This is a genomic window from Paenibacillus pinisoli (assembly GCF_003605435.1).
GTDB classification, from domain to species: Bacteria; Bacillota; Bacilli; order Paenibacillales; family Paenibacillaceae; genus Pristimantibacillus; species Pristimantibacillus pinisoli.
Window position 1 is genome coordinate 206,463 of sequence record NZ_QXQB01000002.1, and the last position, 12,536, is coordinate 218,998.

Sequence of the window (12,536 nt, forward strand, 5' to 3'; positions counted from 1 at the left end):
AGACATTAGCAGATGGGATCATCGTTTGTCAAGGCGCCAAGCCGGAATCGTTCAGCGCTCTCTCGTAAGAGAAAGCTTCACCGCTCTTATCCTTGAAGCTTACGACCAGAAGTCCGTCTTCAGCTGCACCGATGTACGAGCCCTCAGCAGCATACGTAAATTTGTTGAATCCAGGGAAGCCGAATGGATCGCTTCCGCCTTCTTCCTTCTCTAACGGAATGGCAACCGCCCCCGCAGCTGCTCCGGCCTCCGGAACAAACTCCACCTGAAGCTCTTCAGGCTCGCCTTGGTCCTCGCGAATCCATACATCAAGCTTCACGAGCTGCGTGCCGCTCTTGCTTTCATTGATTCGCAGCGTCATATGCGCCTTCTCGCCCATCACATGCCAATATACAGGCTCTCTGGCCGCATCAGGCGGCGAATATGGCGGCGGCGAGGTCGTCGCCAGCCATCCGGCAGCGACAATAAGGGCTATAGCTGCTACAATCTCTGCGCGAACACCCCATACAAGAGCTCTCTCTCCAGAAGCCTTGGACCGCAGCAGCCGATGAACGGCCGCTATGCCAACGACAAGCAGCAGCAGGACGATTTTGACAAGCGCCAGTCTGCCGTAATCGCTGCTCCATAGCTGGCTCCACGAGGAGAGATGATTCAGCGTCAGCCATACTCCGCTAATGATAATGAGAACAATGCTAGGCAAAGCGTACATTGCGAACCTGTCACCTGTGCGAAGCAAGGCTTTGCTGCCTCCAGGCCGATAGGTAAGCATCCAGAGACCTGTCAAACCGCCAAACCAGACGGCGGCAGTCCCCATGTGGACTGTATGAGCAATAATCGAAACCATGGCATCTTCTGCCGCCGCGTAAGCATGCCCAGTCATCGGGAACGTGACGATAATGCCCGCCGCGAGCAGCCATTTGACCGGATTAGCCCATACAGCCTCGCGCTTCGGCGCAAATGCCAGCAGCAGGATGATGACCGCCGCAGACGGTCGCAGGAAGGAAACCTTGCCTACCATCGTCTGCGATAAAATATCGTTCCAGGCGATCCCGCTAAACTGCGAAGCCAGCATGTCGATACGGCTCCATCCGGATGCGATCCAGATGATCGCGGCGGCTGCAATAACGAATTGCTCCGCCCGCAGCGAAAATCCGATTGGCGGCTCGCTGTCTTCGTTTCTCCATAGCGCGTAGCGGAAGAACAAGATGCCTCCGGCAGCTAGCGCAGCCAGCACCTCGGCAATGCGCAGGAACACCATCAAACCGTGGCCTCCCGCATGATTATGCTCTCCGCCGCTGCTGCTTGATGCCGATGCGGCAGAATCGCCGCCGGAGCTTACAGCCGACGGCTCCGTCTCGCTTTCGACAACACCGCTCGCTTCTTCCGCGTCATCCGTAGCGGCAGGCTCTGCATCCGACGGATCGGTCGCAAGGCCTGCGCTTTCAGCAGTCTCCGGCAACTCGCCGCTTGCCGTATCATCCGGCTCGGAGGTCTCCGCCTCGGCAGGCGGCGCGGATGCCTCGCTTGCGTCTTGAGACGGCGTCGGTGTTGGCGACGGGGTAGCCGAGCCGGCTGCCTGAGACGGCTCTTGCTTGGCTGGGCTGCTCGGCGACGGCGTCACTGATGGCTTCGCCGTTGCAGCAGTGCCGGGTGAAGCCGTTGAAGCGGCTGCCGATGGCGCCACTGTCGGCTTCGGAGTTGCGGTCGGCTTAGCGCTGCCGCCAGAGCCGCCGCCGTCAAGCGAAGCCGTATCGTCAGGCGCCTTCGTCTCCAGCGCTACGCCGATGGAGAATTGAAAGGAGCCGTCGGTCACATGCGTATCCAAGGACAGCACCTGCCACTTTACCTTGTACACGCCTTGCTCCAGCTTAGGAATCGTCAAAATCAGCGTCTGGTCGCCATCGCTGCTGAGTGTCCCCTTTACTTCGCCGCCTGCGCTGTTCTCCAGCGTAACAGAGCTCATCTTGGTATCGATTTTTTCGGTAAATGTAAGTTTGATCTGAGATGGCGAGCTATCCAATACCGCATTGGCCAGCGGAGAGGACTGATAAATATAGGCATGTGCCGAGACGAAGCTCGGCAAGCATGCCCATACCACCAGCAGAATAGCCAGTAAGGAATAACTTTTTTTCATCATGCGTTATTTCGTGTAAATCGCAACTGCGGCTCTGGATTCGCCCACGGCCGGGAAGTATTCCACGGTCGCGCCTGCCGCCTCTGCGATGGCGCGAAGCGCGCCAGCTTCCTGCGATGCGTAGTTAGGATCGATATGATCACGGATAAAGTCAGCGGATGCTTTCGTTACGCCTTTCTCTACTTTCACAGCGCCATCTTGCGCAACTGCTACACCGTTAACATAGACATGCGGTACGCTGGAGGCCGGCTTGCCAGGCAGCTTCGGCGATTCGTTCTGTACAGTGAACGTCATAGTCGCCTCGTAGCTCGTCTGATCGTATTCGCCATCCTTGGCTTCTTTCGTCGCCGGCTTCGCGCGGACAAGATAGTAGTCGGCAGCGCCAGCCTTGAACGCAATCTTGCCGTCCTTGTCCGTTACAAGCTCAGTCGGCTCCGAGTTGCTGCGGCGGATGATATCCACATTGGTGTCTGCAAGGGGCTCGCCCTTCAGCAGCAATTGGATGGACACTTCTTCGCCAGCTGTCACAGCAGCAGGATTGAAGAGCGGAATAAGCTCAGCGCGGTCAGGGCTTACTTGCTTCGAGAACCCTTGCAGCGCCTTCACGCGGTCAATGACCGGAATGTCGCTTACAGCAACGAACGACTTCGCGCTGCGCAGCGTGCGGCTGCCTGTGCCGCCATGCTTGAAGATGCTGTCGCCCTCAACCGAGACGATATAAGCGCCCGGCGTGTTCGACTTGAACGATGCGACAAAATAGTTGTTGACTGCAGGTTCCGTCTCCGTAGCTGCTTCGCCTGTATAGAACCTGGTTCCCGTAATGTCGGACTTGACGCCGCCCGGCGTCGTAACGAACACCTTCGATGTGTCTGTGCTCCATTGTCCTGCGATGCGATAGCTTTTGTGCTCATTGGAGTGGTTGCCAAGCATAAGTTCAACATAAGAGACTTGCCCCGGCGCCACTATGGGCGAATTAGTCTGCGACCAGCCGTCATGAGCGAACACGGGTATTGCTGCGCTTACCGTCAACACGGCTGCCAGCAGCGCGCCTGTCATTTTCTTGCGAATAGACATCCTACATCAACCTCTCTTATCGAATTAATATTAACTTACATATTGTAACAACTTCGGCCGATGAAGACATGACCCGAACGAGCCATCTAATTGTGAACAAATTGTGAACGAACTGTGAACAACCCTCTTTATTTTCATTCATTTTCAAAAATGCGTATTTCCCTCATCCCGCTTCAGCGGCTAATCTTCTGTTAAGCACAAAAAAGCTGACGCTTGGAATCACATAGATTCCAAGCGTCAGCCTGCTAAGTCGGAACGGTCCATTTCCTTAAATGCCGGGAATAGCGGAACGCTTATGCTCCGTCTTCAAATATTGCTTCTCAAGCTTCTCGCGAACCTCTGGCGCAATGTCCTTGCCCTCCAGATAATCGCTGTTCTCGTCATACTTGATGCCAAGCTCATCCTCGTCCGTCTGGCCGTCCCATAGGCCGGCAGTCGGCGCTTTGTGCAGCACGCTGTCCGGAACGCCCAGACGCGCGGCAACGAGTCTTACCTGGCGCTTGTTCAGCGTGCTAAGCGGCGTCAGGTCAACCGCGCCGTCGCCCCACTTCGTATAGAAGCCGGTCACCGCTTCCGAAGCATGATCCGTGCCTACTACGAGCAGATTCAGATCGAAGGCAAGCGCATACTGCATCACCATGCGCGTTCTCGCCTTGACGTTGCCTTTGCCTCCGCGGCTGAGATGGCGCGGGATGCCAAGCGCCTTGAAGCTGTGCTCGACTTCAAGGGCAATCTCGTCTACCGCCTCGCCGATATTCGTCTCTGCCTTATGCAACAAGCCGAACGCTTCGGCAACCGCATAGCTGTCGGCAATATCGACTTGCTTGTCATAAGGCTGGAATACGCCAAGGGTCATATATTCCTTGCCCGTCTCTGCGCTGAGCTCATCCGTCGCACGCTTGCACAGACCCGCCGCAACGGCGCTGTCAATGCCGCCGCTGATCGCGATAAGCAATCCGGCTGCGTTCGCATCAAGAACATATTTCTTCAGGAAGTCGACCCGCTTGCGAATCTCCTCGTCGGGATCGATCACCGGCTTTACGCCGAGACGTGTAATAATTTCCTCTTGTAGAGTCATCTGGCAGCTCCTATTAACCGCAATATTTGTCGAATGCGTCCGTCAAGTCTGCCGCGATATCGGCTGCGGAGCGATTCTCGATTTGATGGCGTTCAATAAAGTGAACCAGCTCTCCGTCCTTCATCAATGCGATGGAAGGCGAAGAAGGCGGGTATGGCGCAAAGTATTGGCGCGCCTGCGCAGTAGCTTCCTTATCCTGGCCGGCGAATACAGTGAACAGGTGATCGGGCAGCTTCTCGTTCTGCAATGCTTGGGCCACGCCCGGACGGCATTGGCCTGCCGCGCATCCGCATACGGAATTGATCACGATCAGCGCCGTACCTTGCGCGCCCGGCACATGCTCTTCAACTTCCTCTGCTGTGCGAAGCTCTTGAATTCCCAGCTTCGTAAGATCGTCACGCATGGGTTGGACCATGTCCAACATATATCTCTCGAATGACATCGACATGCTAATACACTCCTTCAAGGACTATTTTAAGCTATTATACCGCCCCTTACGAAAATAAAGCAACCGGAGTTGTCACTCCGGTTGCTCCCTATTCAGAGGCCGGCTTATCGGCTCCGCTTGCGGCATCATGCTCCGGATGGAAGAACTGCCTCGCCTCCGGCTGAATGCCATGCTCGAACCAATCCCGGTTCTCCTCCGTCAGAAAACCGATGTCCTTAAAGGGATGCACCCACTGATCGCCCGCCATTATAGCGGGATCCGTATCCGTGCTCCATTGCTCCAGCGGCGATTCCGGGGACTCATACATATGATCGCCGATAACAACGCCATATTCATTAACGAATGGAGCCTCTGGACCTCTTCCTTCGCGAAATTGCGGGAGAAACTCGATTTCGAAAGGATCAAGGGCAGGATCATCCTTTGGCTTGCGTGAGTTATTGTCGCTCAATAGCTATCCCTCGCCGCCTTAGGTCGACGGACGGTTGGGTCCGTTCAGCTTTTTGTCAACGCCGGCATGCTCACCCGACTCATTAGCCTTGGACGCATTGCGCGCCGCTTGCTGCTTCTGCTCCAGGGAGCTGCCGTCTGCTTTCGTTCTATCGGACATCCTGTTCTGCCTCCTTCGCGGATTGGGTTGCACTCTCACAGAGAGCGGCCGCTATTATCCATTCATGGATTAGAATGCCCGGCAGACTCCTCCGTTATGTTGAAGGTGACAATAAAAGTGGTCCCCTCCCCCTCTGCCGTCTGGACATCGATCCGGCCGCCATGCCGCTCGGCGATGCTGAGACAAAGCGGCAGGCCAAGGCCCGTGCCGCGCGTCTTGGTCGTGAAGAAGGGCTCGAACATATGCTTGAGCTTGTCCTGCGGAATACCTGCGCCCTGATCAGAAATGTGAATGCTGATCTCCCCGTCATGATAATCCGTCTTGATGCGCAGAACGCCTTTCTCCTCCATCGCCTCCATACCGTTTCTTGCGATGTTCAGCAGCATCTGCTTCATCTCGCGGTCATTAAGCTTCATTAGCGGAATATCCTTGCACAGCGCGACTTCCAGCGTCTGGCCCCGCAGGTTGGCGTCCGCATTCAGCAACGGAACCAGATCGTTAATCGTTGTATGAATAGAGGCCAGTTCCATCTTGAGCTCGCGGTTTTGCGCAAGGGACAGAAAATCGCTAATAATCAGATTGGCCCGGTCAAGCTCTTCCATAATAATGCGAAAATATTCATGCTGGCTCTGCGGGCTGCGCTCCTGAATTAATTGCACGAAACCCCGAATGACCGCCATCGGGTTGCGGATCTCATGCGTAATGCTGGCCGCCATCTGTCCGACAAGACTAAGCCTCTCCATTCTGCCAAGCTCGTCCCGCAGTTGGCTGAGCTCGGTTACATCCTGTGCGATCAAGGCCGCCCCTGCCACATTGTTCGTATATGTATCACGCAGCGTCACTGTCGTATACAGCACCATAGCGCCTTCTTCCATCTGCGGGACAGTCGTCGTCGGCAGCCCGTTCAAGGCTTGATCGAGCAGCGGCATGCCTGCATGCTCCTCTCCCGTCTGGAATACTTCCCGGTACGGCTGTTTCTTCAACTCCTCCACCGAGGAGAAGTGCTCCTTCAGGCCAAGCAGCTTGGAGCTCTCTTCATTCACATGCGTGATATAGCCTTTCCGGTCAACCATCATGACCGCAATCGGCGCTTTGTCTATAAATTGCTGGAGCTTCTCTACTTCATTGAGATAGCTTGCCGACAGATGAATGACTTTGTCATGAAGCTGCTGCTTCTCTTTCACGCCTTCCAATATGTAGATGGACAGCCACACAGCCAGCAAGAGGCCGATTGTAGCCATCAGCACGTTAAGCGTAACGTCCGGCGTCCAAGGAACATCAGCTTGCTTCATTAATACATAAATAATGCCGATCAACAATACGAGCAGCGCGCTCACAATGGATACGCCGATCTTTTCCTTCTTGGCAGCAGCAGCTCTCTGGAATGGCCCGATCAAGCATAGCAATATGATAAGGAACACTGTCAAATAGACAATGAAGCCATACATTTCTTCCAAATAATCAACGGTAGTTAAGCGCAGGCCCGCATACAGAACCGTAAGCGCTGCCAACGCACGATAGCCGCCGTACAAAGAACCAATTAAGTAAGGCACGACGCGAAAATCGATCTCATATTCATTCACAGATGCTGTTGTCAGCAAGCACAGTACCATCGAGATGCCACTCGTTGCGGTAATGAACAATTTGAATCCGCTCCAGCCGCGTTCCTTGTCATGCCATAGCAAGAAGGCGAATACCGGGAGAACGGATAAAAAGAATTGGAGCAGCAAATCCTTTAGCACAAAAGGCCGGCCTCCTTTATGAATCAGTTAGTCAGTAATGAAAGCCTTTGACAAATCCAGTCGATGATAACGCTCAAAGTTTCCTTCCCGCCGATATCGTTGTGCAGCTCATGCAATCCGCCTTCCTTCGGCTTCCAGTCGCAGCGTTCCCCCAGAGCGCTTGCGAGGCGTCTGCTGGCTTCGAACGATGTGATCCGGTCGCAATCTCCATGCAGCAGCAGCAGCGGCACATGCAGTTCTGTTGCGTTGCGCAGCGCCCACTCTCCGGCGGACTGAACCTCCAGATATGCTCTTGGCGTAATGGTCGTATGGTTAAGCGGATCTTCGCCTATCGGCGGAATGCCAAGCTCGCTTGCCCGGAATAGATCTTCCGGCTTAAGCCCCGTCGACATCGGCAAGGTCGGTAATAGTCGCGCGACGCCCTTTCCGACCCACTCCTTGATCGCTGGCGGATTAAAGGCCAGCTTAAGCCAAGGGCTAGTCAAGATCAGGGCCGCGATGTCGGGCTTTCTCCTCAAGGCGCAATTCAGCGCAATATTGCCGCCCATGCTATGCCCGTATAACAACACCGGAGTATCGGCATGCCTCTCCCTGGCCTCCTCCATAACACGGAGCACGTCATCAATGGCGGCATCCATCGCGCTCATGTGTCCGCGCTTGCCCTCTGAACGACCGTGACCTTGCAGATCATGAGCGACTACGGCCAAGCCTGCTTCTGTCATTCGCTCTGCTGCATAGCGGTAGCGCTCGCCATGCTCGCCATGGCCGTGGACGATTTGAACCAGCGCCCGAGGCTGCTGCCCCTCAGGCAGCCATTCTCTGACGTACAGTCTCTTCGCTTCCGTACCAAGCACTTGCCATTCTTCGCGAAGCATCGTGAACCGACCTCCTTGCCCGGGTAATATAATTAAATTATACTGGAAACCATGAATTAAGATATAGAGAATGTTTTAATATAGGAGCAGTGTCATGAAATATGATGTGATCGTAGTAGGGGCCGGATCGGCCGGCTTGATGGCGAGCGTAGCCGCGGGGGAAGGCGGGGCAAGCGTTCTGCTTCTGGACAAGGGTGACAAGCTGGGGCGCAAGCTCGGCATATCCGGCGGCGGACGCTGTAACGTCACCAATGCAAAGGAACTCGATGAATTAATCAAAAATATCCCAGGTAATGGCAGATTCTTACACGGAGCACTTGCTACCTTTAATAATAGGCATATTATTGAATTTTTTGAGGGACTGGGCATTAAGCTGAAGGAAGAAGACAACGGCAGAATGTTCCCCGTCACCGACAAAGCAAAGACCGTCGTTGATGCGCTGGTCGGCAAGGTTCGTTCGCTAGGCGTAGAAGTTCGAGTGAACAGTCCTGTAAGCCGGGTAATCTACGAGGATGGACGGGCGGCAGGTGTCCTGCTGAAATCGGGAGAGACCCTGCGAAGCAGCTCGGTTATCGTAGCCGTTGGGGGAAAGTCTGTCCCTCATACCGGCTCGACCGGAGACGGCTACGCTTGGGCGGAAGAAGCCGGCCACACGATTACAGAGCTCTTCCCGACTGAGGTGCCCCTGACCTCGCAAGCATCCTTCATACGCAGCAAGGAGCTGCAGGGACTGTCCCTACGCGGCGTAACATTGTCCATATGGAACGGTAAGGGCAAGAAGCTGATCGAGCATACCGGCGATATGATCTTCACGCACTTCGGCATCTCAGGGCCAATCGTGCTTAGATGCAGTCAATTTGTCGTCAAGGAACAATGGAAGAACGGCGGAACAGCCGTCAAGACGACAATCGATCTCTTCCCGGATCGGTCTGCAGATGAAATATATTCAGAGACTATGGCGCTATGCAAGGAAGAATCTCGCAAAGCGATCAAGAATGCGCTAAAGGGCTTTTTTCCCGAGAAGCTTATTCCGCTGCTGCTTGACCAGTCTGGCCTCAAGGAAGATATCACGTATGACAATATTCCGAAGCAAGCCTGGATGGAACTGGCCAAGCTCGCCAAGGCATTTCCCGTATCTGTGAACGGCACATTAACCATCGAAGAAGCATTCGTAACGGGCGGAGGCGTCCATTTAAAGGAAATCGATCCCAGGACAATGCAGTCGAAGCTTATGGAAGGGCTGTACTTCTGCGGCGAAGTATTGGATATACACGGCTACACGGGCGGGTACAATATTACAGCCGCATTCACAACGGGATACAACGCCGGCAAGCATGCGGCGGAGACAACAACATATTCATAAGAAAGGCGCTGCCGGACACAAGCCCGGCAGCGCCTTTCTATTCATGCAAGGGCAAGCCCTTATGTGTGGACATCACCCGAGAAGTGATTGTAGCTCTCTGAGTCGGGCAGGAATTCCTCTTGGCTGACCGCACCGGAATCCCGATTATGCAGCCCGTCTTCCTCTTCATGTATCCAGTCCTCGTTCACCACATGGGCCGGGATCGTAATCCCGTCAAGCGCATAAGCCGTATTGGTGATTGCTTCTTCTTCGATTGCCGCCTGTTCCACCAGCTGGCCGCCAAGCGACTGCGCAATTTCAAGCGCGGACGTCAGATCATTCCCGTCCACATGGATATGCATGCGGCGGTCGCTATGCATGACGGGATCATAGCCCAGCTCCTGCAGCGTGTCCCGCGCCAACTCCGCGCTTTGATTGTCGCTAAAGTCGAATAAGATTGCCGAATGCTCCTGAGACAAGCACATCTCCCTTTCTTCGGTTGGAATCGTATGCATCTTGCTTGTCATAGCATGCCAACTTATTGGGAAAATCATGTCATGAGCAAAGGACGGCTATGCAGCCGTCCCTGTCTCTCCTGTCCGGGCTTCCGGACGATATTTGAACAATGGCACCAGCAGCAGCATTGCAAGGAACATAAGCCCTGCAGCCGCGCAATAGATGCCGACTAGCGGGAAGTGCTGCTTCAGCTTGGCAGCTACCAGCGTCATGACGACCATCATCCCCATAAACATAGGCGACAGCACGCCATTGACCCTTCCAATGAACTTCTCTTCCGTCCATTGCAGGATCATGGTGCTGATCCCGATCTGAATGCAAGGGAAGCCAAGTCCGCCGATAAATTGAAGGGCAAGCGACAGCGGAACGCTTGTGGACAGCCCGATCCCCGCCATCGTGAAGGAGCTGAGCAATATTCCGATTGCCAGCAGCTTCTGCGGCGGAATCTTCTTGGCCAGCGCCATAACCAATCCCCCGCCGAGCAGCATCGCAATACCGTTCACCATTAGCACATATTGCAGGAATTCCTTCGGCTGGCCGAGCCGCTCGATGACAACAAACAATCCCAGCGTCTGCGTCGTGCCGACCGCAATGCCTGCAAGCGCGAACGTGCCGCCCAGCGACCGGAGAACCGAACTGCGCCATACATACTTCAGGCCGTCGCCAAGCTCGCTCCAGAATCGGCTTTTCGGCGCGTTCTCGTCCTTCTCTATTTCTCTATCCCGCGGAATGCGGAACAATACGAGAGCCGACAGCAGAAAGGCCACGCCCATAATTCCGATAGAAATCTCAATGCCGAAGCGTTGATAGCAGATAACGCCAAGCGACGGGCCTACAACCATGAAGATCGCCACAAGCGATTGGAACATGGCCATAGCTTGCTGCAGCTGCTCCGGCGCAATATGCTGCTTGAACAGCTTCATCGCCGAGGGCTGTGAGAATTGCGACAAGATGGCGGATACGAACGTAACCAGATAAACCATATGCCAGGAGCCGTACATAATCGTAATCAGAACGGCAAATACGGATACGGCCGACAGCAAGTCGCACCAGATCATCGTCAGTCTCGGCTTCCACCGGTCGGCGAACGTTCCTCCGATAAAGGAGAACACAAAGATGGGCAGCAGCTCCACGAAAGTCATCAGCCCTATCGCGAACGGATCGTTGTTTGTCCGATCCGTTACATACATCAGAATGGCGAAATTGCGAATCCAAATGCCAATCTGCAATAAAACGTTCGAGAATAATATAGTTTGAAAAAATGTGTTGCTAAATAATTTTCCTGCCGGCTGTGCCGGCAATGCCTGTTCCGACATGTTCTCCCTCCGCTACCTAAACGATAATTTCCCTATCAAGCTTAATGATATCCTTGGTCCCCATATGGCTTCAGCTTCTCCAGCCATTCCTCCTTCAGGCGCTCTGCCTTGCGCTTGTAGTCTCTGGCTACATTCGCAAGCTCATTGCCTTCCGCATCATAGACATCTCTGTAATCATAGCGGATATCCTCTTCTGTTTTAACGGTCTCAAGGATGAGATACGAAAAGGCCTCGCGCCCGAATTGCTTCCATTCCTGCTGCAGCTTTTTGTTCATATGGGACCCCAGATCCAGGATAAATTGCTCCTTATTCCACAGTCCGTCCATATTGGTGGATGATGCGATGAACATCCGGCCGTTGACGTTGTTTTTAATGGCATACACGCCCATCGTACGAACCCGCTCTTGGTATTCCGCCGTCATCGCCTTGCGGGCTGCCTTATCCGGCTTATTGCTCTTAGGCGCTGCCTCGCCGTTCCCGGCATCCGCCGCCTCCACAGCCTTCTCTTTTTCTCTCTCCTTCACCTTGCTCCCATCCTTTCTGCCATTTCCGTTAATCGGGATCCAATAAGCGGAGCCGTCACCCTTGCGATCCAGGAATCCGTATTCCACCAAATATCGGCGCAGCGTCACATAATGATCATCAGAAAACGCCCTTAGCCGGTCATTGACTTCGCCCTCCGCATACTGCTCGCCCAGCTTGAAGAACGAAGCGATATGGCGAAGAACCGCCACTTTGCGCTTTTCTTTCGCCGGAATAGAAACGAGCGGACCCTCCGGGCCATCCGGCAGATATTGACGGAGGACCGCTTCATACTCCTCCTCCGTAATAGCGAACCGCTCATCCATAACCGTAGCGGTGCGATGAACCGGCACAAACTTCGGAGCATGATCCGTGCCGTTCTCCATCAGCTCCATGACAGCCAGCAGCAGTTTGGCTTGCTTCGCCTTCTCCTTCAGCACAAAGCGGTGATTGCGGATCGTTGAAGCGCTGCCGCCAGTGCGCTGTACAATCTCGCGGTCCGACAGCCCCTCTGCAAAGTCGCGGATCAGCTCCTTCTGCACGTCCGTCAGGCCCGTCGCTTTCTTGTCGAGACTAAGCAAATAGTCCAGCATGGAGCCGTGAGCGGACCCAACATGATAGCCCGCATACTTCGCTGCAGTGAAAAATCTCCCTGTACCAGGCAGCTTAAATATTTCCCCGTCTTCAAACTGCTCTCCGCACAACAAGCAGCAATAACTCTCGGCATGGCTGTCATATACATAGCCCTGCTTGATCTCCTCGCTGGAAGCGTTCCAGAAGCGTTCATCCAGATTCATAACCTCAACACCTTTATATAGACGTATTTTAAATTCGTTTGGTTATTTTATAGATATAATACCAAAACGTTTGTAAAATTTCAAG

The 12,536-nt window shown here is 54.2% G+C and carries 12 protein-coding genes; 1 reads left to right on the forward strand and 11 read right to left on the reverse strand.

Annotated elements, in window-relative coordinates; genetic code table 11:
* Positions 1-28: 28 nt before the first annotated feature.
* The 8 genes from D3P09_RS08495 to D3P09_RS08525 form a co-directional block, all read right to left on the reverse strand.
* The gene (locus D3P09_RS08495) at positions 29-2,137 is read right to left on the reverse strand and encodes a copper resistance CopC/CopD family protein (RefSeq protein WP_120108948.1); all 2,109 of its coding nucleotides are present in this window, start codon (positions 2,135-2,137) and stop codon (positions 29-31) included.
* A gap of 3 nt (positions 2,138-2,140) precedes the next feature.
* A complete protein-coding gene (locus D3P09_RS08500; RefSeq protein WP_120108950.1) occupies positions 2,141-3,208 on the reverse strand; it encodes a DUF4198 domain-containing protein in 1,068 nt (355 codons plus the stop codon).
* A 268-nt stretch (positions 3,209-3,476) separates the two neighbouring features.
* Positions 3,477-4,286 carry an ammonia-dependent NAD(+) synthetase gene (gene nadE, locus D3P09_RS08505; protein ID WP_120108952.1) on the reverse strand — a complete coding sequence of 270 codons (810 nt, stop codon included), beginning with the start codon at positions 4,284-4,286 and terminating at the stop codon, positions 3,477-3,479.
* Positions 4,287-4,299: 13 nt separating this feature from the next.
* Positions 4,300-4,734, reverse strand: a complete 435-nt coding sequence (locus tag D3P09_RS08510) for a BrxA/BrxB family bacilliredoxin (protein WP_120108954.1) — start codon at positions 4,732-4,734, stop codon at positions 4,300-4,302.
* Between the two features lie 88 nt (positions 4,735-4,822).
* On the reverse strand, positions 4,823-5,182 hold the full coding sequence (locus D3P09_RS08515) for a DUF3905 domain-containing protein (protein WP_120108956.1): 360 nt from the start codon (positions 5,180-5,182) through the stop codon (positions 4,823-4,825).
* Positions 5,183-5,200: 18 nt separating this feature from the next.
* Complete coding sequence (locus D3P09_RS27605; RefSeq protein ID WP_165867348.1) at positions 5,201-5,341, reverse strand: hypothetical protein; 141 nt, start codon at positions 5,339-5,341, stop codon at positions 5,201-5,203.
* Positions 5,342-5,403: 62 nt separating this feature from the next.
* Positions 5,404-7,083 (reverse strand): ATP-binding protein, encoded by a 1,680-nt coding sequence (locus D3P09_RS08520; protein ID WP_120108958.1) that lies wholly within the window; start codon positions 7,081-7,083, stop codon positions 5,404-5,406.
* A 23-nt stretch (positions 7,084-7,106) separates the two neighbouring features.
* Complete coding sequence (locus D3P09_RS08525; protein ID WP_120108960.1) at positions 7,107-7,958, reverse strand: alpha/beta hydrolase; 852 nt, start codon at positions 7,956-7,958, stop codon at positions 7,107-7,109.
* Between the two features lie 94 nt (positions 7,959-8,052).
* Here D3P09_RS08525 and D3P09_RS08530 point away from each other — a divergent pair, with 94 nt between their 5' ends.
* Complete coding sequence (locus D3P09_RS08530) at positions 8,053-9,321, forward strand: BaiN/RdsA family NAD(P)/FAD-dependent oxidoreductase (RefSeq protein ID WP_120108962.1); 1,269 nt, start codon at positions 8,053-8,055, stop codon at positions 9,319-9,321.
* 59 nt (positions 9,322-9,380) lie between these two features.
* Here D3P09_RS08530 and D3P09_RS08535 read toward each other — a convergent pair whose 3' ends face one another.
* The 3 genes from D3P09_RS08535 to D3P09_RS08545 are packed head-to-tail and all read right to left on the reverse strand — an operon-like array spanning position 9,381 to position 12,451.
* Positions 9,381-9,827, reverse strand: a complete 447-nt coding sequence (locus D3P09_RS08535) for a hypothetical protein (protein WP_243643994.1) — start codon at positions 9,825-9,827, stop codon at positions 9,381-9,383.
* Positions 9,828-9,872: 45 nt separating this feature from the next.
* Positions 9,873-11,132, reverse strand: coding sequence for an MFS transporter (locus D3P09_RS08540; protein WP_120108964.1), 1,260 nt, complete (start codon positions 11,130-11,132; stop codon positions 9,873-9,875).
* Between the two features lie 41 nt (positions 11,133-11,173).
* Entirely contained in the window at positions 11,174-12,451 is a 1,278-nt protein-coding gene (locus D3P09_RS08545; RefSeq protein WP_120108966.1) for a DUF2087 domain-containing protein, read from the reverse strand.
* Positions 12,452-12,536: the final 85 nt, after the last annotated feature.

Coding starts and splice junctions, on each gene's coding strand:
- nadE (WP_120108952.1), bottom strand. CDS start 4,286: ATGACTCTACAAGAGGAAATTATTACACGTCTCGGCGTAAAGCCGGTG.
- D3P09_RS08525 (WP_120108960.1), bottom strand. CDS start 7,958: ATGCTTCGCGAAGAATGGCAAGTGCTTGGTACGGAAGCGAAGAGACTG.
- D3P09_RS27605 (WP_165867348.1), bottom strand. CDS start 5,341: ATGTCCGATAGAACGAAAGCAGACGGCAGCTCCCTGGAGCAGAAGCAG.
- D3P09_RS08510 (WP_120108954.1), bottom strand. CDS start 4,734: ATGTCGATGTCATTCGAGAGATATATGTTGGACATGGTCCAACCCATG.
- D3P09_RS08500 (WP_120108950.1), bottom strand. CDS start 3,208: ATGTCTATTCGCAAGAAAATGACAGGCGCGCTGCTGGCAGCCGTGTTG.
- D3P09_RS08495 (WP_120108948.1), bottom strand. CDS start 2,137: ATGATGAAAAAAAGTTATTCCTTACTGGCTATTCTGCTGGTGGTATGG.
- D3P09_RS08530 (WP_120108962.1), top strand. CDS start 8,053: ATGAAATATGATGTGATCGTAGTAGGGGCCGGATCGGCCGGCTTGATG.
- D3P09_RS08540 (WP_120108964.1), bottom strand. CDS start 11,132: ATGTCGGAACAGGCATTGCCGGCACAGCCGGCAGGAAAATTATTTAGC.
- D3P09_RS08545 (WP_120108966.1), bottom strand. CDS start 12,451: ATGAATCTGGATGAACGCTTCTGGAACGCTTCCAGCGAGGAGATCAAG.
- D3P09_RS08535 (WP_243643994.1), bottom strand. CDS start 9,827: ATGACAAGCAAGATGCATACGATTCCAACCGAAGAAAGGGAGATGTGC.